General features: G+C 42.1%; 17 protein-coding genes. 14 read left to right on the top strand and 3 right to left on the bottom strand.

Translation table 11 applies throughout. The features are described from left to right. Nucleotides 1-259 precede the first annotated feature (259 nt). Genes T344_RS0122395 through T344_RS0122405 form a run of 3 tightly spaced genes read left to right on the top strand, consistent with a single transcriptional unit; the run spans nt 260 to nt 1,824 of the window. Complete coding sequence (locus T344_RS0122395) at nt 260-823, top strand: TetR/AcrR family transcriptional regulator (RefSeq protein ID WP_027630554.1); 564 nt, start codon at nt 260-262, stop codon at nt 821-823. Between the two features lie 13 nt (nt 824-836). Next, a complete protein-coding gene (locus tag T344_RS0122400) occupies nt 837-1,022 on the top strand; it encodes a hypothetical protein (RefSeq protein ID WP_027630555.1) in 186 nt (61 codons plus the stop codon). Nucleotides 1,023-1,050: 28 nt separating this feature from the next. Continuing rightward, the gene (locus T344_RS0122405) at nt 1,051-1,824 is read left to right on the top strand and encodes a flavodoxin family protein (RefSeq protein ID WP_027630556.1); all 774 of its coding nucleotides are present in this window, start codon (nt 1,051-1,053) and stop codon (nt 1,822-1,824) included. A gap of 66 nt (nt 1,825-1,890) precedes the next feature. Here T344_RS0122405 and T344_RS0122410 read toward each other — a convergent pair whose 3' ends face one another. Together T344_RS0122410 and T344_RS0122415 are read right to left on the bottom strand one after the other, a co-directional pair. Beyond that, nucleotides 1,891-3,657 (bottom strand): cache domain-containing sensor histidine kinase, encoded by a 1,767-nt coding sequence (locus T344_RS0122410; protein ID WP_004627836.1) that lies wholly within the window; start codon nt 3,655-3,657, stop codon nt 1,891-1,893. 25 nt (nt 3,658-3,682) lie between these two features. After that, nucleotides 3,683-4,447 carry a response regulator transcription factor gene (locus T344_RS0122415; protein ID WP_027630557.1) on the bottom strand — a complete coding sequence of 255 codons (765 nt, stop codon included), beginning with the start codon at nt 4,445-4,447 and terminating at the stop codon, nt 3,683-3,685. 277 nt (nt 4,448-4,724) lie between these two features. Here T344_RS0122415 and T344_RS0122420 point away from each other — a divergent pair, with 277 nt between their 5' ends. From T344_RS0122420 to T344_RS0122445, 6 genes are all read left to right on the top strand, one after another. Continuing rightward, nucleotides 4,725-6,092, top strand: a complete 1,368-nt coding sequence (locus tag T344_RS0122420; protein ID WP_027630558.1) for an ABC transporter substrate-binding protein — start codon at nt 4,725-4,727, stop codon at nt 6,090-6,092. Between the two features lie 90 nt (nt 6,093-6,182). After that, nucleotides 6,183-7,088 carry a carbohydrate ABC transporter permease gene (locus tag T344_RS0122425; protein ID WP_027630559.1) on the top strand — a complete coding sequence of 302 codons (906 nt, stop codon included), beginning with the start codon at nt 6,183-6,185 and terminating at the stop codon, nt 7,086-7,088. Between the two features lies 1 nt (nt 7,089). Then, nucleotides 7,090-7,935, top strand: a complete 846-nt coding sequence (locus tag T344_RS0122430) for a carbohydrate ABC transporter permease (RefSeq protein WP_004627846.1) — start codon at nt 7,090-7,092, stop codon at nt 7,933-7,935. A gap of 55 nt (nt 7,936-7,990) precedes the next feature. After that, nucleotides 7,991-15,370: a cadherin-like beta sandwich domain-containing protein gene (locus tag T344_RS29080; protein WP_034862809.1), complete on the top strand. Its 7,380-nt coding sequence runs from the start codon at nt 7,991-7,993 to the stop codon at nt 15,368-15,370. A gap of 146 nt (nt 15,371-15,516) precedes the next feature. Beyond that, complete coding sequence (locus T344_RS0122440) at nt 15,517-16,683, top strand: Gfo/Idh/MocA family protein (protein ID WP_027630561.1); 1,167 nt, start codon at nt 15,517-15,519, stop codon at nt 16,681-16,683. A 39-nt stretch (nt 16,684-16,722) separates the two neighbouring features. After that, entirely contained in the window at nt 16,723-17,565 is an 843-nt protein-coding gene (locus T344_RS0122445) for a sugar phosphate isomerase/epimerase family protein (RefSeq protein ID WP_027630562.1), read from the top strand. On the opposite strand, the gene T344_RS0122450 is transcribed toward T344_RS0122445, so the two are convergent. After that, nucleotides 17,562-17,933, bottom strand: coding sequence for a DUF4368 domain-containing protein (locus T344_RS0122450; protein ID WP_242842128.1), 372 nt, complete (start codon nt 17,931-17,933; stop codon nt 17,562-17,564). The two genes, T344_RS0122445 and T344_RS0122450, sit on opposite strands and share 4 nt — an antisense overlap. 477 nt (nt 17,934-18,410) lie before the next feature. Between T344_RS0122450 and T344_RS0122455 the strand changes: the two genes are divergently transcribed. The 5 genes from T344_RS0122455 (at nt 18,411) to T344_RS0122475 (ending at nt 23,471) form a co-directional block, all read left to right on the top strand. After that, nucleotides 18,411-18,617: a helix-turn-helix domain-containing protein gene (locus tag T344_RS0122455; RefSeq protein ID WP_027630564.1), complete on the top strand. Its 207-nt coding sequence runs from the start codon at nt 18,411-18,413 to the stop codon at nt 18,615-18,617. A gap of 32 nt (nt 18,618-18,649) precedes the next feature. Further along, nucleotides 18,650-20,365 (top strand): hypothetical protein, encoded by a 1,716-nt coding sequence (locus T344_RS0122460; protein WP_027630565.1) that lies wholly within the window; start codon nt 18,650-18,652, stop codon nt 20,363-20,365. Beyond that, nucleotides 20,352-21,395, top strand: coding sequence for a 4Fe-4S binding protein (locus tag T344_RS30065; RefSeq protein ID WP_051572180.1), 1,044 nt, complete (start codon nt 20,352-20,354; stop codon nt 21,393-21,395). Before T344_RS0122460 ends, T344_RS30065 begins: the two co-directional genes overlap by 14 nt. 94 nt (nt 21,396-21,489) lie before the next feature. Continuing rightward, entirely contained in the window at nt 21,490-22,653 is a 1,164-nt protein-coding gene (locus T344_RS0122470) for a DNA methyltransferase (RefSeq protein ID WP_034862816.1), read from the top strand. 5 nt (nt 22,654-22,658) lie between these two features. Continuing rightward, entirely contained in the window at nt 22,659-23,471 is an 813-nt protein-coding gene (locus tag T344_RS0122475; protein WP_027630567.1) for a DNA-methyltransferase, read from the top strand. The last annotated feature ends 36 nt before the right edge of the window (nt 23,472-23,507 follow it).

A 23,507-nucleotide genomic window follows, 5' to 3' on the forward strand; every position in this document is an offset into this window, starting at 1 on the left:
GTTCTCTTGTTGAGCTTAGGGGGTGTTCAGAAAAAAATACCCCATAAGCTCTTTTTAATTACTAATTGATTAATCAATATTACCGGTAAAAATTGTACTGATTATATCGGTACTTCCGTACGAACTTCAAGCAATGGCTGCACACAAAGCGCTTACTTGAAATAGTGTGGTTATTAAAAATATATTGACAGTTAATAACATCTTCTATATAATTGAACATGTTCAATATATGTTCAAAAAGAGAATAAGAGGTTGTAAAATGAGCTTAAAGAGGGACGATACCAAGAAAAGAATATTGGAGGTTACAATGGATTTACTGGAATCAACGGAAAATCCCGACGATGTGACCGTTCGAAGGATTGCTGAAGCCGCCGGAATAGGGACGGGGTTGATAAACTATCACTTTAATTCAAGAGACAATCTTGTAAAAGAAGCCGTAACCGGAAAAATGGAATCCCTGGCTGAAATAATTGAAAAACTGGACGGAGATTCAAGCAATCCCAAAAAGTATCTTGAAGAGACGCTTATAGCCATGTCCGATACCGCCATGAAGAACCATAAGCTGAACAAACTCTCGGTGGAGTATGATTTACTGAAAGGTGATTTCAGAATATATCTGTATCTGATCCCGGTTTTGAAAAAGATCTACAATGAAAGTAAATCAGAAACTGACTTGCGTCTCATTGCGTTTCAGCTGATAGTTACAATGCAGGGTATATATCTGAGGCAGGAAGCGTTTCACATGCTGACCGGTATTAATATAGAATTGAAAAGTGAACGGGACAGCCTTATTAAATCCATAGTACAAAATCTGATAAAATAAATGGGGGATTGACATGGGAATTGTTACAATCATTATTGCTGTCGCAGCGCTGCTCACGCTGCTATCTACACTTATCTGCGGGTTATGGATAAGAGCAAAGGGACTCAGGGATCCAGGTTCGTTGAATTTTCATATGAAGATTGGCATAACAGCTGTTATATCAACTGTCCTGGCAATAATTCTGCTCCTGATTCAGTGATTGGGACCGGCTTCAAAGAGGTGATAAATTGAAAATCCTTGCAGTTATAGGCAGTCCGAGGAATAATGGAAATACATATGAGGCTGTTAAACTGATTGAAGACGAGCTGAATATAAAAAATCCCGGAATAGAATTTGAATATGTTCAACTGGGTTCGGCAAATCTCAAGCCTTGCAAAGGCTGTTTCACATGCATTGAAAGGGGGGAGGAAAAATGCCCCCTGAAGGACGGCAGGGAAACTCTGGAGTTCAAAATGCAGCAGGCTGACGGGGTGATATTTGCATCACCTGTTTATACTTACAATGTGTCATGGATTATGAAGAACTTTCTGGACCGGTTTGCCTACCGCTGCCACCGGCCGGATTTTCACGGGAAAAAGGCCATGGTGGTTGTGTCTACGGGAGCGGTAGGGTTGGGCTTTGTTGCTGCTCTTTTGTCACTTTCACTTGGCACAATGGGTTTTATAACCTGTGCAAAGCTGGGTGTAACATTTCCGCCGGCCCACGAGAGGAATGACACTAGACTGAAAAAGGAAATGAATAAGCTGGTAAGGAAGACAGAGATGTTTTATGAAAGACTGCTGGACACAAAGCCCGAAAAGCCGTCTTTTATTAAACTTCTGCAATTTGTAAAACAAAAAAGAGCTTATTCAAAGGCGCCGAAGGACCTTGCAGATTTTAAATTCTGGAGGGATAAGGGCTGGCTGGCAGAAACAACGGATTATTACTATGAAGTACGTGCCGGAAAAATGATTAAATTACTGGTTTATATCATATCTAAATTAACTCGTTGTGCCGGTTAGTTGACTCTCAGTTTTGAAGTTAGTACGGGAGTACCGGTATAATCAGCAGTAATCTTTTAATTTTTTCTATGAAATTGGAATTTTAATATATATGCCTGTACCCCGGCCGTGTTTGCTGCGGATACTTAACCCGAATTCTTCACCATAGGTAAGCTTTAAGCGCTTGTTTGTATTGGTTAAGCCGATATGCCCTGAATATTCACCGTTCTCTTTGAGCGTTTTTCTTATTTTATCCAGTGTCCCGCTGTCAATTCCCAGGCCGTTATCAAATACACTTATTTTTAAATGTGAATCGTCCTCCGTGATTTTTATCTTTATGACGCTTGCACCATCCTTCCCCTTTATTCCGTGATAAATACTGTTTTCAATCAACGGCTGCAGCAGAAGTTTTATGATTTTATTCTGAGTTATTTTGTCATCGTACTGCCATATAACCCTGAACTTATTTTTATACCTGATTTTCTGGATCTCAATATAACTTATGGTATTACTGATTTCCTCGGACAGTGTAATTGTTTTGTCGGGGTTACCGAGAGAAAAATGGAGTATGTTTGCAAGGTAGTCAATCATTTTGCTGACTTCATTCTGTTCTCCGGTAAGACTTATTGCTTTCCAGAATATGGTGTTAAGTGTATTGAACATGAAATGAGGATTTATTTGAGACTGAAGTGCAAGCATTTCAATTGTTTTCAGCTTGTATTTCTTTTCGGAAAGCTGAACTTTGAGATAACTCTGTTCAATAAAGGTCTTGATTATATTTTGAAGAATATACCCGTATTCATCTTTGACTCTCGAAGGGAGCGGCGGCAGCTCGGCTCCGTTTTCAGCCGATTCTATTGTAGAAATTATGGCCTTCAGGTTGTTATAATTTTTTCTTGTGAAATAGTATGACAGAATAAACCCTAAAACAAGGGAAGCCAGCAGAAAAAGGACTGTAATCAGGAATAATTTGTTCGGGACTTTATAAATTGTCTGTCTTGGCACTATGGAGATATACTTGAGGGAATATCTGTCGGAATTGATTTGCGAAACCACAAAAAGCCTGTTTTTAAACTTCAACTCGGAAAAATTACCGGTCTGACTTCTGAGTTTTTCCAGAATACCCATATCCGATTTGTTTGAACCGGCGCTGCTGGATATGATGTTGTTGTCATCATCCAGGGTAAATGCCATCTGGTCATTGTAAGTCATCAGTCCGCTCAGCATATTGTCAATGTAATCGCCCTTTATGTTCATAACAATAACACCATCTGCAATATTAGAACCGGAAGTATAGGTTTTTTTATAGACTGTGACCAGATTGACAGGTCTGTTTATGAAGTTATACAGGTTGATATGCCTTATTTCAACCCATGTATTTATGTTGTTATTGTCCCTGTTTTTCATATAACTGTCATACCAGGTGCTGTCTTCAGTAGTTGACAGATTGGAAATTCCCGAACCCGAAGCAAGAAAATTACCCTGCTTATTGTCAATATATACGTAGATGGATTGGATATATGGTTTCGAGTTGATGGGAGCATCAACAATATTTTTAAAAATATTCAGCACATCCAGGCTGCTGTAATCCATCAAACCGTTATCCAAAATATATTTCAGTCTTATGCTTATGTATGCGTTCATATTGAAGTTCAAACTGAGCGAATCTATTTCGTTGTAAATAAGCTCCATACTTTCTTTTGCCTGCCGCAGCATTTTTTTGTTATTCGTGTTTATATCATCGGTTATAAAGCCGCGTGTAAGAGTAATGGAAAGACTGCCCAGCATAATTACCGGTATCAATAAGGGAAGTATAAAAAGCATCAGGTTTTTTACAAAAAATTTTCTTCTCATTTGTTTCATACATCCTATCGTAAGACTATTGGCGGCCGGATTTTTTATTTCTGTATTCACGGGGGCTCATTCCGTAATAATTTTTGAAGGTACGGGTGAAATTGAATGAGTTGCTGTAGCCAACCATGTCACTTATCTCATAGGTTTTATACCGAATGTCGTCCAACAGCTCGGCCGCTTTCTTCATCCTGACTTCTATCAGGTAATCGGAAAAATTCTGCCCGGTTTTTTGCTTGAAAAATTTACTGATATAATCAGGATTCATATGTACCTGGTTTGTAAGGTCTTCAAGGGTGACTTCCCGAAAATTTGACTCCACATAGCTTTTTATAACGGATATTATCTTTTCATTGAAATTCATTTCCGTTTCGGATTTATTCGCTTTTTTTTCATTTGTTTTTTTATGGGATCCTTCTTCATCCAGTTCGGCTTTTACTTTTGAAAATACTCTAATCAGTTCATTATAATTGGTGGATTTTAAAATATAGTTTTTAGCACCGTATTCAAGCGCTTTCTGGGCAAATTCGAAATCCTTGTATCCGCTTAAAAATACTATTCTATACTTGCATTTTGACGAATTAAGTTCTCTCGCGAGATCAAGACCTGTCATAACAGGCATTGCCACATCGCAGAGTATTACATCAACGGAATTTCTATAAATAAAATCAAGTGCAGCTTTACCGTTTTCAGCCTGGCCCACCACATCAAAACCTATTTCGTTCCAGGGAAAAAACTTGCACAACCCGTTCCTAATTTCAAATTCATCGTCTACAACCAGGAGTCTGTACATAGCCCCTCCATAAAAGTTTATTTATAAAGGATTACATGAGAAATAAATGTTGAACTCGGATAATTATATTATATCTTTAATTAATAAAAATGGAAGTATATAAAGAAAATTATGTAGAATTATGTCGTTTATTGATTTGTAAAATCAATTAATGATATATTTTTATTATCTTTTAAAAAACAATTCAATTAATGATATCTAATATCAATCCAGGTATCTTAAAAATGTAAAGGGCTGCTGATATAATTCAAAAATAAAATATTAAGGAGGAAGTAATATGAAAAAACCTGTTAGACTTCTCAGCATGGCTTGTATATTGGTATTGCTGGGCACATCATTTTCAGCATGCGGCAGCAGCTCAAATGCTCCGGCGGATCAATCGACCGGACAGGCAGCAGCTTCATCGCAGGCAGCTGCATCTGAACCTGCAAAAAACATTACCATGAGATTTGCATGGTGGGGATCAGATGCGCGTCACCAGGCCACTCTTGCGGCCATAGACGCATACAAGCAAAAGAATCCCAATGTGACAATCGAGGGAGAATACCAGGGCTATGACGGCTACCAGCAGAAACTGATGACACAGATTGCAGGGGGTTCAGCGCCGGATTTAATTCAGTTCGACTATATCTGGAATCAGGATCTGGCAGTTCAGGGGGACAATTTTGTTGACTTTAACACTAAAACAGATGTTGATTTGACAGCATTTCCTGAAAAGGTGCTGAAGGAATACTGCACGGTAAATGGGAAACTTATAGGGCTTCCAATGGGTACAAACGGCTTTGGACTTGACATCAACAAGAAATTTTTTGAGAAATACGGGTTGTCGGTAGATACTGAATGGACCTGGGATAAATTTATCGAGGAAGGCAGAAAAATTCACGCAAAAGATAAAGAGGCATATTTGTTCAGCACTGATCCAAGTGCTTTGCCCATAGTTGTGTTTGACCCTTATATCCGTTCAAAGACAGGTGCTTACTGGCTGAATGACGATTATAAGGTAACTGCTACAAAAGAAGAGATGATCGAAGCCTTCACTACAATTAAAGAATTATTTGAAAGCGGTACTGCACAGCCTTTAGGTGAGTCAGCGCTCTATAACACCAAGCTGGAGCAGATGCCGAAATTTATAAATGGACAGATCGGTTCTTCTCTCGAATGGTCAGGTACTGTCGGAAAGTATAAGGATGTTTTAAAGCCGGAAAACTTTGCGGTTGCCAAACCGGTAACTGTTAAGGACGGAAAGGACCAATCCATTGCGTTCAAGCCTTCAATGCTGCTGGGTGTGTACAGTAAATCCCAGGACGTGGATGAGGCTGTGAAATTTGCCGACTGGTTCCTGAATGACCAGGATGCTTCAATGATACTTACAGACTCAAGATCCATACCGACATCGGAAACTGCAAAGAAAGTTCTGGTGGACGCCAATAAAGTGGATATGGATATAGCCAAAGTGGTTGACTTTACATTAAAAAATCCTGCAGCAGCACCACCTGTGGCTTTAAGCAATGCTGAAGTGTTCGAAATCGAAAAGGACGTATGCCAGAAAGTCGCTTACTCAAAAATAACGCCCGAGCAGGCAGCTGATGAGCTTACAAACCGCGTTCAGGCAAAGCTGGATGAACTTAAGGCAAAGGCAAAATAAGCAGTTGAGGCAAGCTGATATTTATAGGGTGGTGGCATATGTGTTATCACCCTATAGATGTGTAAAAATTTACTAAGATTGGTGATTTAAATGAAAATAAAAGCAGCAACGACATCCAAGAAAAAGCGGTACATCGGACTTCTCTATATATCCCCATGGATTATAGGTTTCCTGGTATTTCAGTTATATCCGTTTGTATCTTCTTTTGTGTATTCATTTACAGACTATTCAATAACTAATACACCCAGTTTTTTAGGTTTTAAAAACTATATTTCAATGTTTAAAAACGATGATTTATTCTATCAATCTCTGGGAATTACAATTAAATATGTATTTATGTCGGTACCGATGAAGCTTGCTTTTGCTTTGTTAGTGGCCATGCTTTTGAATATAAAATTGAAGTTTGTAAATGTATTCAGAACAGTTTACTACCTTCCGTCAATACTGGGAGGCAGTGTTGCAGTTGCAGTACTATGGAAATTTTTGTTTATGAAGGAAGGGGTCGTAAACAAAGTGCTTTCGGTTTTGCATATTCCGTCGGTAGATTGGCTGGGAAGCCCAAGTGTGGCACTTTTCACAATAGGCCTTTTGACGGTATGGCAGTTCGGATCGTCAATGGTATTATTCCTGGCAGGCTTGAAGCAGATACCGGCTGAACTGTACGAAGCGGGGACTGTTGACGGGGCATCAAAAATCAGGATGTTCTTCACCATAACTATTCCGCTGTTAACCCCCATAATTTTCTTTAACCTGATCATGCAGATGGTCAATGCTTTTCAGGACTTTACAGGGCCATTCGTCATAACCGGCGGAGGACCTTTGAACTCAACCTATTTATATGCCATGAAATTGTATGATGAGGGTTTCAAATTTTATAAAATGGGATATGCATCTGCATTGTCCTGGATTCTGTTTTTATTGATCCTGGCATTTACCGCCTTGACATTTAAATCATCACAATCGTGGACCCATTACGAGGACGGAGGTGACTTCTAGCGTGAAGAAGGAATACAATATATTCGAAAAAACCATAATGTACGTGCTATTGAGTGCCTTCGGCATATTTATGATCTATCCTCTTATATGGTTGTTCCTGTCATCCTTCAAACCTAACAATGAAATTTTCGGTTCGGTTGACCTCTTACCAAAGAACGTGGTTTGGGATGCATTTTACAACGGATGGAAAGGAAGCGGACAGTTCAGCTTCGGAGTCTTCTTTGTAAATACATTTGAACTTGTCATTCCGGTAGTGGTTTTTACATTGATATCAAGCACACTGGTGGCATACGGGTTTGCGCGCTTCAAGTTTCCTTTGAAGAAAATACTTTTTACCTTGATGATATCGACACTGATGCTGCCCAATGCGGTAATAATAATACCCAGATATATTCTGTTTAAAAATTTTGACTGGCTTAACAGTTATTTGCCGTTTACAATACCTGCTTTATTTGCCTGCTACCCATTTTTCATATTCATGCTGGTGCAGTTTTTCAGAGGTTTGCCCAGAGATTTGGATGAGTCGGCAACCATAGACGGCTGCAATTCCTTTACCATACTGGTCAGGATTTTACTTCCACTTTGTAAGCCGGCTCTGTTTTCAGCAGGAATATTTCAGTTTATCTGGACCTGGAACGACTTCTTCAATTCAATGATATATATCAACAGCGTCAAGAAATATACAGTTGCCCTGGGGCTGAGAATGTCCCTGGACACCACCACTGCTGCAAATTGGAATGAAATTATGGCAATGTCTGTAATTGCAATAATACCATGTGTACTTATATTTTTCTTTGCCCAGAAATACTTTGTCGAAGGTATTGCGACAACGGGAATAAAGGGCTAGCAAATAAACACAAAAAGATTTTATATTGTTGGATAAAAAAGTGAGGGGGAGTAATGTGAAAATCAAAAAGTATGTATCATTATTCTTGGTAGTTTCAATGTTGTTTTGTATGACTGCAGTGGGGCGGCCCGTATTTGCGGCGACAAAAACGGCAAATGTCACGGTCAATGCAGATATAACCGGTAATGCGGTTTCCCAGCTGCTCATAGGAGGGTTCTCGGAAGACCTGAATCTGCAAATGGACGGAGGCTATTATGCCGAAAAAGTTTTCAACCGGTCCTTTGAGTTGGGCCCGGGGGATAAGGCACCGTATAATACCCCACTGGCAGGCTGGAATCAGATCATGCGCGGCGGCGCCGAAGGGCAGGTAACTGCTGAGAACAGTGAACCGCTGAATTCTGTCAATACACATTATGCACATCTGAATGTCTCCGCGGCAGGAAGCGGCTTTGGAATATCCAACGCCGGCTGGTACGGGATTAATGTGGAAGCGGGAGCTGTCTATAACTATTCAATTTACGCCAGAAGAGGATCAAATTTTAATTCCGGCTTATCGGTAAGCCTGGAGAGCGCCGACAGCATAATAACCTATGGCAGCTCAACTATAAGCTCCCTAACCGAAGATTGGGTCAAATATACAGGGAGCATTACTTCGGATTCGAATGATAAGGATGCCAGATTGGTAGTACTGGCAAATGGGACAGGAGATGTTTATCTGGACTTTATTTCACTGTTCCCGGATGAAACCTACAAAAACCGCCCCAATGGTTTAAGAAAGGACGTAGGAGAAGCTCTTGAGGATATGAGTATGAAGTTCCTGCGTTTTCCGGGAGGGTGTATAATACATCAGCATACATACGATTATAATTGGAAAGATCAGCTCGGGCCGGTGGAAGGGCGTAAAGAGTACTTCAATACAGCCTGGAACGGTATGAATAAGAAGGAGCATATAACAAATGGCTTCGGAATGTTTGAGTGGCTCCAGTTCTGTGAGGATGCAGGCATAATTGCCCAGCCGTGCCTTCCGGTAGGTGTAAAATGCGGAGGACCTGCTGTTAATCCTAATGATCCAAAGGTGGCCCAGCTTGTACAGGACACATTGGATTTCGTGGAATTCTGTAACGGCAGCGCCAGTACCACCTGGGGAGCAAAGCGTGCAGAAATGGGTCATCCCGAGCCGTTTAACCTGGAGTATCTGGGTCTGGGAAATGAGGAAAAAGACAGTCCCGATGCAAGAAAAAACATCAAGAGAATATATGATGCGGTTCATTCGGCATATCCCGAGTTAAAACTTATCGTAACCGGAGGCATAGATGAAAATCTCTATGATTTCAACGATAGTTTGGGCGGGGTATATGCAACTGATATTCACCATTATTATCCGAGAAACGACAGGAGCTGGGAGGATTTCCTGAACAGCTACAACCGCAACCCTTCCTATCCGAAGGTGCAAATCGGAGAATATGGTTCAAATTCAAGAGACCATACAATAGCAGATGCTGTTGATACCATGAAGGATATGGCCAGATTTGAGAAAAACGGCGACATAACCGAGTCCACATGTTTTACATTACTGAGGAGACAGGTGGATTTTGACAATGCCAGTGTATTTAAAACCGTCTATTACTATAAAGATAAAATGTGGGCCGAGAATCTGGCCGACACCAATGTGAATTTCAGGCAGACAGGAGATAAGGAACTTGTTGTCGTTGCAGGAAAAGACAATGAAACCGGTGACTTGATTCTCAAACTTATAAATAACTCCGCCAATGATATCGACTCGTCAATTGTGTTGAACGGAATTACAGATATTTCTCCCGCAGCGGATGTCACTTATATGAAGCCGGTAACACCGGGGGATGGAAGCGGCAGGAGCAGCAACTACGTGAGAGAGGATCAGGACGGTCCTGGTCAGAGCACCCCTGCCTATGGCGTTGATTATGGCACAACCACCACAGGTGTAACCGGCAATTTGCTCAATTATACATCTTTGGCCTATTCGGCAGCTATTATCAGAGTTCACGGTAATATTTCACCTGCCCGCAATACCATATATGAAGCAGAGAATTATAACGGCGGAGCCAGCATATCCTCCGGCCGTGCAAAGTCAGCCGTCAAGGAGCTTGTCGGTGCAAGCAATGACTTCTGGAGCAAGGCTGATCTTCAGGGAGTGAATGAATATATTCAATATAATAACGTCAACATTGCAGCTGCAGGTACCTACAATATTAAGATTGGCATTAAAAGGAGCACCAGCCGTGCCATTACCCAGCTGTCAATCGATGGAACCAACCAGGGTCTGCCCTTTGACCAGTATGCCTCGGGGGATGGATATTATGAGGTTGATCTGGGCACAAAGACTTTGAGCGGAGGCATGCATTCCTTCAGGTTTACGGTGACCGGCAAGAATCCGTCTTCTTCGGGTTACATGTCAGGCATAGATTATATCCGGCTGATGGAAGCCGATAATTTTAATACCATGACTACCGGCAGTGCGCCTCTGGGCTGGAACCTGGACACCAGCGGAGGTACCATAACGGTACAGGAGGTTCCAAGCTCCAGCGATAAGAGTGTATTGATGAGTAAAACCGACACAGCCGGGGGCAGTAAAACGTCCATGTACAAGGAGTTTAATCCCTTGAACGGTACAGTGACAATAGAAGCAAAGGTCAGAAGAGAGAGTACCGCAGGTTTGTGGAGTTTGCCTGACATCTACGGCAGTGACGGAATCCTGGCTGCATCTGTCATATTTGACAATGGTTTTATCAAGGCATACGGGGATGGGTCATGGCAAACGGTACAGGAATTTATGCCGGGTACATGGTATACGCTGAAATTGGTAATAAATACCGATACCGATAAATTTGATCTGTATGTGGATGAGGAGCAGAAGCTCACTCAGTCTGCACTCAGAAATGCCGTTGATGACATAGGCAAAATAGAATTCTATGCGGCAGACGGTAATGCGGGAGATACGTATGTGGACATTGAAAGTGAGCCGGTTTCGGCAAGCAATGCCGCATTAAGCGGGCTGGTAATCAGCCAGGGTACCTTGTCGCCAGTATTTGCGCCGGGTACTGTGAATTATAGTGCAGGCAATGTTGTATACAATGTTTCCAGCATGGATATCACACCGACAGTGGCCTCTCAGGATTACCAGAGCCTGACTGTAAACGGTGTACCCACAGCATCGGGAGCCGTATGCAGAGTGAACCTTGCAGAAGGCTTGAACAGCATTCCGGTGGTAGTTACGGCACAGGATGGTACAACTGCCACATATACAATAGAGATTACCAGAGCAATATTCCAAAGCAGTGATGCCAACTTGAGCAGCCTGGTAACAAGTGATGGAATTTTGTTTCCGGCATTCAACCCGAATAATAAGAATTATACAGTCATTGTCGCCAACAGTGTATCAAGTATAGATATTACACCAACGGCGTCATCAACGGCATATCAGAGCCTGACTGTAAACGGTGTGCCTTCGGCGTCGGGAACAGCCAGCAGCGTGAATCTTGCTGTTGGAGCAAACAGTATTTCTGTGGTAGTTACAGCACAGGATGGTACAATTTCCACATATAAAATAGACATCTTAAGATTAGTACCTGAAGATTCCCAAAACTTTAACACCATGCCTACCGGCAGCGCGCCTTTGGGATGGACCATTGATACAAGTGTAGGTACGGTATCTGTACAGGAGGTTCCAAGTGCCGCCGATAAGAGTGTACTGCTTAATAAAACAGGCAGTTCTACAGGCCCGAGGACATCCATGTACAAGGTGTTCAGCCCCTTAAGCGGTAAAGTTACAATTGAGGCCAAGGTCATGAGGGAAGCAGCCTCAAATCTGTGGTGTTTGCCTTATGTCTACAGCAGTGACGGAACTACGTTTGCGGCAACCGTACAATTTGATAATGGGAGTATCAAGGCATACAATGGAGGCTGGCAGACCATACAACCTTTTACTGCCGGTACGTGGTATGATCTGAAATTAGTAATTAATACCGATACCGATAAATTTGATTTTTATATAGACGGTATCCTAAAACTTGCTCAAGGTACACTTAGAAACCCTGTTGATGAGATAGCCAAAATAGAGTTCTATGCGGCAGATATCAATACCGGCAGAACTTATGTGGATATTGAAAACGAGCCGTATTGTGAAATAAGCGATACTGCACTAAGTGGTTTGTCAATAAGCCAGGGGATCTTATCACCGGCATTTGCATCAAATAATAAAAACTATACGGCCATTGTTGCAAACAGTGCAGCAAGTATAGACATTACACCGGAAGTGAGAACTTCAGGATATCAGAGCCTGACTGTAAATGGTGTGCCTGCGGTGTCGGGAGCAGCCAGCAGTGTAAATCTTGAGGTGGGAGAAAACAGTATCCCTGTGGTAGTTACGGCACAGGACGGCTCAACTGCCACATACACAATTGTCATCACAAGAGAGGCAGGTCTGAGCAATAACGCCACATTAAGCAGTCTGATAATAAGTCAGGGTACTTTGACACCGGCATTTACACCGGATAATGAGGACTATACGGCTATGGTGGCAAACAGCGTTACAAGTGTTGATATTACACCGACAGCTGCCTCACCGGCATACCAGGGCCTGACTGTAAACGGTACTGCCTCGGCATCAGGAGCTGTAAGCACTGTGAATCTTGAGGTGGGAGAAAACAATATCCCTGTGATAGTTACGGCACAGGACGGCACAACTGCCACATACACAATTGTCATCACAAGAGATGCAGATCACAGCCATGATAACTTTAATATCATGCCTACCGGCGCCGCACCTCTGGGTTGGAACGTAGACACAAGCGTAGGTACGGTAACGGTGGAAGAGGTTCCAAGTGCTGCCGACAAGAGTGTAATGCTTAATAAGACCGGTACTGCTACCGGCTCAAAGACCTCATTGTATAAGACCTTCAGCCCCTTAAGCGGTATAGTGGTAGTAGAGGCAAAAGTCAGGAGAGAGGCTACCTCAAATCTGTGGTGTCTGCCATATGTTTACAGCAGTGATGGAGTTACATATGCCGAAACCATACAATTTGATAACGGCAGCATCAAGGCATACAACGGAGGCTGGAAAACAATACAATCATTCACGGCAGGTACGTGGTATGATCTGAAACTGGTAATAAATACCAACACAGATTTATTTGATTTCTATATTGATGGTGTTAAAAAGGTTACCCAGGGTGCACTCAGAACACCTGTTTCAGATATAGGCAAAATAGAATTTTACGCAGCAGATTTCAATACCGGTAAAACATATGTGGATGTTGAAAAAGAGCCATACGTAATAGGAAACGCCACATTGAGCAACCTGGAGATAAATCCCGGAATCCTGTCACCTGCATTTGCATCAGGCAATAAGGACTATACGGCCACCGTTGCAAGCAATGTAACAAGCATCGATATCACACCGACAGCGGCGTTCCCACAATACTCCGGCCTGACTGTAAACGGCGTGCCCGCGGTGTCGGGAGAAGCAAAAACCGTGGCACTTGCAGTGGGAGTCAACAGCATCCCGGTAGTGGTTACAGAACAGGATGGTACAACCGGCACATATGTTATTAATGTTACAAGAGAAGCCGAAGCGAGCGGCGACGCCACATTAAGCAACCTGGAAATAAATCCGGGAACCCTGTCGCCGGCATTTACACCCGACAATAAGAACTATACGGCAAGTGTGGAAAACGGCATATCAAGCATACAGGTTATTCCAACAGCTGCATTTTTGGGATACTCGGGCCTGACTGTAAATGATGTGCCCGCAGTGTCTGGAGAAGGCAGAAGTGTGGCCCTCGCAGTGGGAGTTAACAACATTACCATAGTAGTTACGGCAGAGAACGGAACCAGTGAGACCTATGTTATAAGTGTTACAAGACTGGCAGCCCAGAGCGGCATTGACATGCTGAGCAATCTGGAAATAAACCCCGGAACCCTGTCACCGGCATTTACACCGGACAATAAGAACTATGAAGCATATGTTGCACACGATATATCAAGTATAGAAATTACTCCTGCGGTGGGAATTCCGGATTACAGCAGTCTGACTGTAAACGGTGTGTCCACAGTGTCGGGAGCGGCAATAACTGTGGAACTTGCTACAGGAGTTAACAACATACCTGTAGTGGTTACGGCACAGGACGGAACCGACGACATGTATGTTATAAGTGTTACAAGAGAGGCGGCTCAAAGCGGCGATGCTGCATTAAGCAACCTTATAATAAGCCGGGGAACCCTGTCACCGGCATTTACACCGGATAACAGAAACTATACGGCAAGTGTGGAAAACAGCGTATCCAGTATAAGTATTACCCCCATAGTGAGAGCTCCGGGATACGGCAGTCTGACTGTCAACGGTGTGCCTGCGGTATCGGGAGCGGTAATAAATGTAGAGCTTGAGGTGGGAGTTAACGACATCCCGGTAGTAGTTACGGCACAGGACGGTACGGTTGCCGAATACTGTATAAGTGTTACCAGGGAAGCGGCAGTTGTTCCGGTCACCGGAATCATTGTCACTCCATCGGTTATAGGCAGTATTAGAGTTGGAGCAGTTCAACAGCTGACTGCAGCAGTGGTTCCTGAAAATGCTTCCAATACAAATGTATTGTGGAGCTCCGGAAATCCAGTCGTTGCGGTGGTATCGGCAAGCGGTGTGATAACTGCGGTTGGGCCGGGTACAACCACAATAATAGCAACAAGCGTATCGGATAGTAATATATTTGGACAATGTACGGTTACTGTATTACCGGCAGATGTACCTTCGGGTGGAAACAATGGCGGAGGAAGCGGCAGTGGCAGCGGAAACAGTGGTGGAAGCAGCGGAACTGAGACACCAAAGACGCCTGAAACTCCTGAAACACCGGATACAACACACGAACCTGAAACGGCAGTCAACCTGACGGATACCAGTGGACACTGGGCCGAAGCCAACATAAACAAACTGGTTGCTCTGGGAGCAATAAAAGGTTATCCTGACGGAAGCTTCAAGCCTGACAAGAAAATTACAAGAGCGGAATTCATCACAATCCTCATTAATGCATTAAAACTTTCCGCAAAGACAGGAAAAGCCTTTACAGATACTTCGGAACACTGGGCAAAGGATTACATATCCACGGCAAGTGCTTATGGAATAATTGCAGGCTATAGCGATGACACTTTCCGGCCCAACGAAATTATAACCCGGGAGCAGATGATGGTTATGGTGGTAAATGCAGCGAAACTCACAAAGGCAAATGATGAGGCGGTGTTTACTGACAAGTCGGACATATCACCGTGGGCCTCCAGTGCAATAAACACAGCTAAAGAGAACGGAATCATAGGAGGATATCCCGACAACAGCTTCAGGCCTTTGGACAATGCAACAAGGGCAGAGGCGGTAACTGTAATCGTAAAAACACTTGAGCTTGTAAAATAAATACAATGCAGACAGGGTGTAAAGGCTTGCCGGATTACAGGCTATACAGCTAAAAGTCAAGAGGCTATGCTTTTCCAAAATAAAAGCATAGCCTCTTCCATTTATTATATAATACAATTAATTCTTCATAATGTAAGGAGAAATTTATGAACAAAGTAAAAATCGGAATTATCGGAGTTGGCAACATGGGCAGCAATCATTGTGTGAACATCCTGGAGGGCAAGGCGCCAGAGGTGGAGCTGCGTGCTGTCGCCGACATCAGGGAAACAAGGAGAACCTGGGCAAAAGAGAATCTGCCCGATACCGTGACAATATTTGAGGATGGGGATGAGCTGATTAAATCCGGCTTATGCGATGCCGTGTTTATCGTAACACCTCACTACGACCATCCGGGATTGGTGATCAAGGCTCTGGAACATGGGCAGCACGCTTTATGCGAGAAACCTGCGGGAGTGTATACAAAACAGGTTCGTGAAATGAACCGGGCTGCTGCAAAATCTGACCGTATATTTGCAATAATGTTCAATCAGAGAACCAATCATTTATACCGCAAGATGCATGAGCTGGTCCAGGGAGACACACTGGGAGCAATTAAGCGTGTAAACTGGATAATAACCGATTGGTACCGTACGCAGGCGTACTACAATTCCGGGGATTGGAGAGCAACCTGGTCGGGAGAAGGCGGGGGAGTTTTGCTGAATCAATGTCCCCATAACCTGGATTTGCTGCAGTGGATATGCGGGATGCCGTCAACGGTGATGGCGAAATGCCATAACGGCAAATGGCATGAAATTGAAGTCGAGGATGATGTGACGGCCTACCTGGAATATCCCAATGGAGCCACCGGAGTATTTGTCACAAGTACGGCAGATGCACCGGGGACAAACCGGTTTGAGATCACTCTGGAAAAAGGAAAGCTGGTTTGTGAGGATGACGGGTTAACATTATATATGCTGGATACAAATGAAAGAGAACACTGCCATACGGCAGCCGAAGGTTTCAAAAAGCCTGAGGGGCGTTGTGTAGAGCTTGAAACCGACGGAGCAAATCCGCAGCATATGGGAGTACTTAACGCATTTGCGGCAAGGATACTCCATGGCACACCTCTGGTAGCCGAAGGTGCGGAAGGCATAAACGGGCTTACTCTTTCAAATGCCATGCATTTATCCAGCTGGCTGGGTAAAGCGGTTCAGATACCCTTTGATGAAGAGCTGTTCCTCGAGGAGCTGGATAAGCGCCGTAAAGCCTCCGGATTGAAAAAAGAGGTAAAGGAAGTTACCTTTAATACCGAAGGTAGTTATGGGTCAAAATAAGCTGTTAATTTTACAAAATATTGAAGCGGAGGGCAAAAGATGTTAAAAAATTCAAAAATCAGCGGCTTTGCCGATGAAATCAATGAAGATATAACAGTACAGGTAAAGCTGCTAAAGGAATTGGGAATTTCCCATATAGAACTGCGCAGTGCCAATGGGAAAAATATTTCAGATTTTACCCCGGAGGAGGCAAAGGAATTGAAGGATTATCTTTCAGATAATCAAATCCAGGTATCGGCCATAGGCTCTCCGGTCGGAAAGATCCAAATCACTGATGATTTCGAACCTCATTTTAAGACTTACCAAAGAGTGGTTGAAATTGCAAAGATCATGGAAACACCCTATATCAGAATGTTTAGTTTTTTCATGCCGGAAGGTGAGGAACCGGAAATATACCGGGGAGAGGTTTTCGAAAGATTGCAGCGCCTGATTGCTTATGCAGGGAAACAGGGTGTGGTATTGCTTCATGAAAATGAAAAGGATATTTATGGGGATAATGCAGTGCGCTGCCTGCAATTGTTTGAAAAATTCTACGGCGACCACTTTAAATGTACCTTCGATTTCGCAAATTTTGTACAGTGCCGGCAGGATACCATTAAGGCCTATGAAATGTTAGAACCTTATATAGAATATGTGCATATCAAGGATGCACTCTTTGAAAATGGAGAGGTCACTCCGGCAGGTGAAGGGGACGGCAAAGTCGGAGAAATCCTTGCAAAGCTGGAGGCCAAGGGATATTCGGGCTTTTTGAGCCTGGAGCCCCATCTGGCAGAGTTTGCCGCACTCAAAAGCCTGGAAAAAAATGCAGACAAGCGGGCAATGACCGATGGGGAATTGGCGTTTACAATTGCGTATGAGGCTCTGAGAAAAATTCTGGATTAATCCGGATTAAATAGTAAGGCAAAACAAAACACTGCCCTTAGAGGGTGCGTCTTAGGGATTTTTAATCCCAGAAAAAAATCGGCATAGTTTGGTATGTATTGCTGACTATGCTGATTTTCTTGTTCTGGGGCGGATGTAGAAACCGGTAGGTCAAACTCGCCAATGCAGTTATAAACGATTTTAATACACTGTACTCGTCTACCATCAATGCGCTCTGCCTTGTAAACATAGATTTTTTCAATGAACTCCTGGATAATCTCCGCTGTGAGCTCCTGTATGCCTGTATACTTTCTTACCAAAGCGAGAAAGTGGTTTACATTAAGTACGCTTTCCTTTTCTGCAATCATGGTGGATTTCAGTTCTGCCACTCGGCTTTCAAGGGTATGCTGGCTTCGTAATTGGCAGTCATCTTGGAAAAACGCTCATCGGAAATCTTTTGTGGCCTTGTCACCGTTGGTGAGAGTGTGCATATATCTGTCAAACACCGGTGGCTATGCTTTCTTTAAGAGTCATTTAAAATCACATCGCCGGAGTAGGCCGCAAGCGATTTGTAAGACTGCCCATATACAGTTCCAAGTGGTTATTCAGATTTTTCATATAGTAAACCTTAGCAAGTCTGAGATTGCCGTTTTTGTATGCATATGTAGGTAGTCTCTCAAAATCGCATTTACTGTAAATATGAATACCCTACTGGCGGAATACTTCGTATAGGAGTTGAAGTTTTCAAGCAGCATCCGAAGCGCTGAATATCTATGCTTTGGTTTTCTTTTATGCTTCTGTTACTTATAGTCCGTTGTTTCAAAGTCCGTTTACTTATATATATATTAATATGGAGGTGTATCTCTATGATTACAGTAGATTTCGGTAATAGAATCAAAGAGTTGCGTAATAAAACTGGCCTCAGCCAAGAGAAGTTTGCATTAAAGATTGGAATGGATAGAACTTACTACGCCTCTGTTGAAGCTGGTCGGAGAAATATTGCTCTTTGCAATATAAAGAAAATTGCTGATGGATTAGGTGTCTCCTTGAGTGAATTATTTAAAGACCTATAAAACATAACCCACAACAACTAAGGAGGAAAATTATGATTAGATTTAGAAACCCTGGAACACAATATTCCACACAAATACAAGTTATAAAGCAACTTTATGAGGCACTCAGTGGTCAAGAGAATTTTACTTTAGATGACATGGCCGTTGTAATTGCACAGGGAAGGTTAATGACAGCATACGGGTATGCTGGCGATGATGCTTTGAGACTTAGCAATACTGAACAAGAAAGCATGAACTCAGCAAAAATGAATGCAAAAATGTATGCAGAGGTATTCCGTATGCTTGGATGGGTTACTCCATACAGCGAAAGTTCTTCCTACCCGTTAGTTTTTACGTACATAGGAGCCCACATAGCACTTTCTACAGGTGATTGCTCTCGGCTATATGAACAATGCGTACTTGGAATTAATAATCCAACGCAGCTTACAGATAATATGAGCTACAACGAGAAATTACGTTTTTTTCAATGCGCTCTTAGAACTTTTATTGATTTGGACGGCATTATGTATAAACATGAGCTATGCTTAGGGCCGATGAGTGTGGACGATGAGGATGAAAAAGCATATCAAAATATGATTGCTTTTATTCGTTCAATCCGAGGAAGTCAAAAGAGATTGAATAAAGCATTCCTTGATTTAGCAGTAAGCCTTCGTATGAAGCCGACGCCAGTAGATAATTGCACGCGATTGCCCATTGCATTCATGAAAAGCTGTGGCTGGGTGGAAAGCATAAATGATAGTTCTTTGTATGGCAAATCTATGGCATGCCTTAAAATAACACAACATGGCATTGAAACATACGATGCGATCAAAGTGATGTATGATTTACGCCTTGATAAATACTTAAAACTTGAAAAGAATGTGCAACAAGCCTTGATTCGGCTTGGCACTTACTCAATGCTGGAACGTTCTGGATATGACATGTCCAGCGTTGATGAGATAATTCGAGCCGACAAAGTAATTTGCGAAGGCATACTTCAAGGCAAAGAATTGTTGTTCTCGCCATGTCAGACGCTTAGGCGTAAGCAAGTAGAAGAAGCACTTGGAATTCAGATGGATGTTGGCACTGAATCACGCCTAAGCATCGGGACATTTGAAAGTGCAGTTGCTGTTCGTGAGGCTTTAGCAAATACGGATATTTGGGATTTGAATATTTCTCATGAAGTGTCAATCGAGCTTCTTGGCAGAGACGAAGAGCAAGAGTTTCTCAAAACGGTTAATAAACTTTATTCAGATGGTTACAGTAGCGGAGAAATCGTAAATGAGCTCTTTGATTATTATATAGATGCTACTCAGATAACCTTCTATCCGTTAATAGCGACACTATTCAAAATTATGGGGTTCAATTGCTCGTTTTCAAGGCCTGGAGACAACGGAGCCAGATGGGACGCGATAATAGATGATCCCATCAGGAGCATTCCAATTGAAATTAAGTCTCCGACGGAAGAACAGTTTTTATCTATCAAGGCGATACGACAAGCTCTGGAGAATAAAATTATTTTACTTTCAAGAAAAACCCATGTTACAACACCAGAGGTTACAACACTTGCAGTGGGTTATTATATGCCTAACGAGCGTGCAGAAGTAAACCGACTGATAGCGGATTTTAAGGCAACCTATGGATATAGTATTGGCGTAATAGATTTAAAATCATTATTGTCCATATCGGTCAGTATATTGACTGATAAAAAAACTTTTGATAAAGAAAAATTGTATTCATTGGAGGGGTTAGCAAATGCAAATATTTAAGGAAACTGTAAATCGCAAGAACCTCTCGGTCTTGAATGAGATGCCAATAGCAATCGTATATAAACCCGGTGCTCCTGCAACACACCACTTTAACGATGAAATAGAATGCAAAAGTACGTGCCTCAACTGTGTCAATCCACGTTGTATGTATTTTGACGAGTCCGACATTGAGTGCTCAGAAGTAAAAAACTTCACCAATGACAGAAGATTAAGCGTATGTCCAGTTGATGCAATTACTTGGAATGCTGATAAGGACAGTCCCATTTTTGACACAAATAAGTGTATTTGTTGCGGTATATGTATGCGTAGATGCCCTGTTGGGGCAATTTACTATGATGAGGAGGTTAAAGTTTGTACCACTCCATCAGACAACACAACCAGGGTAAAAGCCAGTACATACTCTATACAATTTCAAAAGGAGCAACTTGAAACCCTTATCAATAAGCCGAGGGGTGGAGTGTTAATCAAAGAGTCTGATGAGCTGTTTGATAAGATTTATGCAAAATTGCTTAGTATCAAGAATATTTATCATAATCCTATTGGTCGCAATCTTTTAATTTCACTCGGATGCAAAAGTGCTATGCGAAGGATTGGGGATGTCTATACCAGAATGGATGCAGTATATTCTGCTTCAGATAATAGCTTCGGTGCCGTAGAGATAGAATTTGGACGCGACACTTTGGATGCTGCACGTGGTATATTGGACGATATCGCTGTTCTGCATACTCGTTATGGAATTGATAAGAATGACAATCAGGCGCTGGTTGTCTGTTTGCAGCTTCCCAATGCAAGACAGGGTTATTGGCAAGTTATAAAAGATGTAAAAACAGTGGAAAACATTCATATTAGCACTATCACGATTGGTGCAATGATGATTTTAAATTGGAACGGATGCTTATTAATCCCAGATGATGTTACATATTACATCGACTATGACAACATGAGTTTGCGGCCTGCTATCGAGTGGCAGTTGGACGGAAAAGTCAACTTAAGCGATAAAACACTTGGTATACTTGAGCCGATGAAATAATCCAAAGTGAAAAGTGATGAATAGTGTTGACAAGTCTTGCCTTTTAATATACAATTTCTAATGACTATAATAGCATATGAAAGGTTAGATTAACATGTCCAATAAAATTGTAGGAACAAAACAGGCTGCTGAGTTACTTGGTGTAAGTATTTCCACTGTTTATAGAATGATAGAACAAGGACTTCTTCAGCCAACTAAAACACCCGGTGGACAACGTCGCTTTGACGTTACTCAGCTAGAAGATTTTAAAGAAAGCAGCAAAGGCATCATTGCTCCCCAAAACCCCTACTTAAACAAAACCGAATCTTCTAGTAACAGTTCAATGGTTCGTGAGTACTATCAAGAGTCATTGTTTGATAATACGCTAGAGGAAGAACATAAGCCATCTCCGGAATCAGAAAACAAACCCGTTGATCCACGTAACATGCTTAATGATTTGAATGGATCACAATGGTTGCCAGAGACTAAGAGTTTTTTCTTTCAAAAAGGGCTCGGATCAAAGCACCCTCATGCGAAGGTTGAACGGCAGCATCCTGCACCATACTCTTTTCAAGATGTCTCGCACTTAATAACCTTCTTTACCAAAAAAGGCATGAAAGTGCTTGACCCATTTGGAGGTGTAGGTTCAACAGCCAAAGCATGTGAACTGGAGGGCCGTTTCTGCACAAGCATTGAGTTGCAGCCGAAGTGGAACGACTTGGCTATGGAGCGCCTTGAGACTGAGGTTGGTGAAGGTACCTCAACTAAACATGAATTCATATTGGGTGATTCACGAGGAATATTAAAAGGATTTGAGAATAGTTCGTTTGATTTTATGATAACGAGTCCGCCTTACTGGTCTATTCTTAACAAAAAAGCTGATTATAAGGTTAAGAAGGAACGCATTGCCAACAACCTTGCAACAAATTACTCTGAGGATGATGAAAACGATTTAGCTAACGTAGGTAGCTATAAAGATTTCTTAAATATTATAGTGGATGATGTGTTTCTCGAATGTGCTCGCGTTCTTCGCCCTAAAAAATATATGTGCTTGGTTGTTTCAGATTTTAGAAATAAATCTGAGTTTATAAGTTTCCATAGTGACTTAATTCAAGCCATGAATTGCAGAGAAACCAGTGATGGGTATCGATTAACGCTACAAGGTGTGAAAGTCCTTTTACAAAATCACAAAACTCTGCTACCGTATGGCTACCCATTCGCTTACGTTGAAAACATTCATCATCAATATATCTTAATTTTTAGGAAGGATAAGAAGTGAGCGGCATGAATTATAATGGTTTACTATGCGGTGACTCCGACATCCTTCTCCAACAACTGATTAATGATGGAGTGAAGGTAGATTTGGTTCTAACAGATCCGCCTTACAATCTAAATAAGGATTTTGGCAACGATAGCGATAAGCTATCGTTAGAGGACTTTCTGAATATCTCTCGCAAGAGAATTGCTCTGTGTCGTGATATGTTAAAACTTAACGGCAGTCTAATATGGTTCGGAATCCACCATTACATTGGATTTATCCAGTCCATAATGTATGAGGTTGGATTAAATTATCGTCGAATGAACATATGGTATTATGAAAATGGGTTCAGCCGTTTGACAACCGCCCCGCTTACCCAATATGAACCGTTTCTGTGGTTTTCCAAATCACCAAAGAAATGGACTTATAATGTGGATGATGTCCGCGTTCCTTATAAGAGCACAGAGCGCCTAAAAAATCCGGTTTATTACAAAAATTCTAAAGGCGAACGAGTAAAGTGGGAACCAAATCCGCTCGGTGCAATGCGTGGTGACGTCTGGGCTTTTCCAACCCTTGCAGGAAAACTGTACCAAGATGAAAAAACACCTCATCCAACACAGAAGCCAGAATCTTTAATTACGGAAATTATTAAGGCATACTGTCCCAAAAATAAAGACGGACTATATGAAGGAATTATTCTTGATCCATTTCTCGGTTCTGGAACATTAGGCGTCTGCTGTGAAAAGTTGAACAAGCAAGGCCATCATATTCAATGGATTGGCATTGAGCTTGAAAAGCGCTGGTGCGATATTGCGGAAGAAAGGCTCAGTAATTTATAAGAAAATTAAAGACCACACTATAGGTTTATCCTTCTG

This window comes from Ruminiclostridium cellobioparum DSM 1351 = ATCC 15832, assembly GCF_000621505.1.
GTDB classification, from domain to species: Bacteria; Bacillota; Clostridia; order Acetivibrionales; family DSM-1351; genus Ruminiclostridium; species Ruminiclostridium cellobioparum.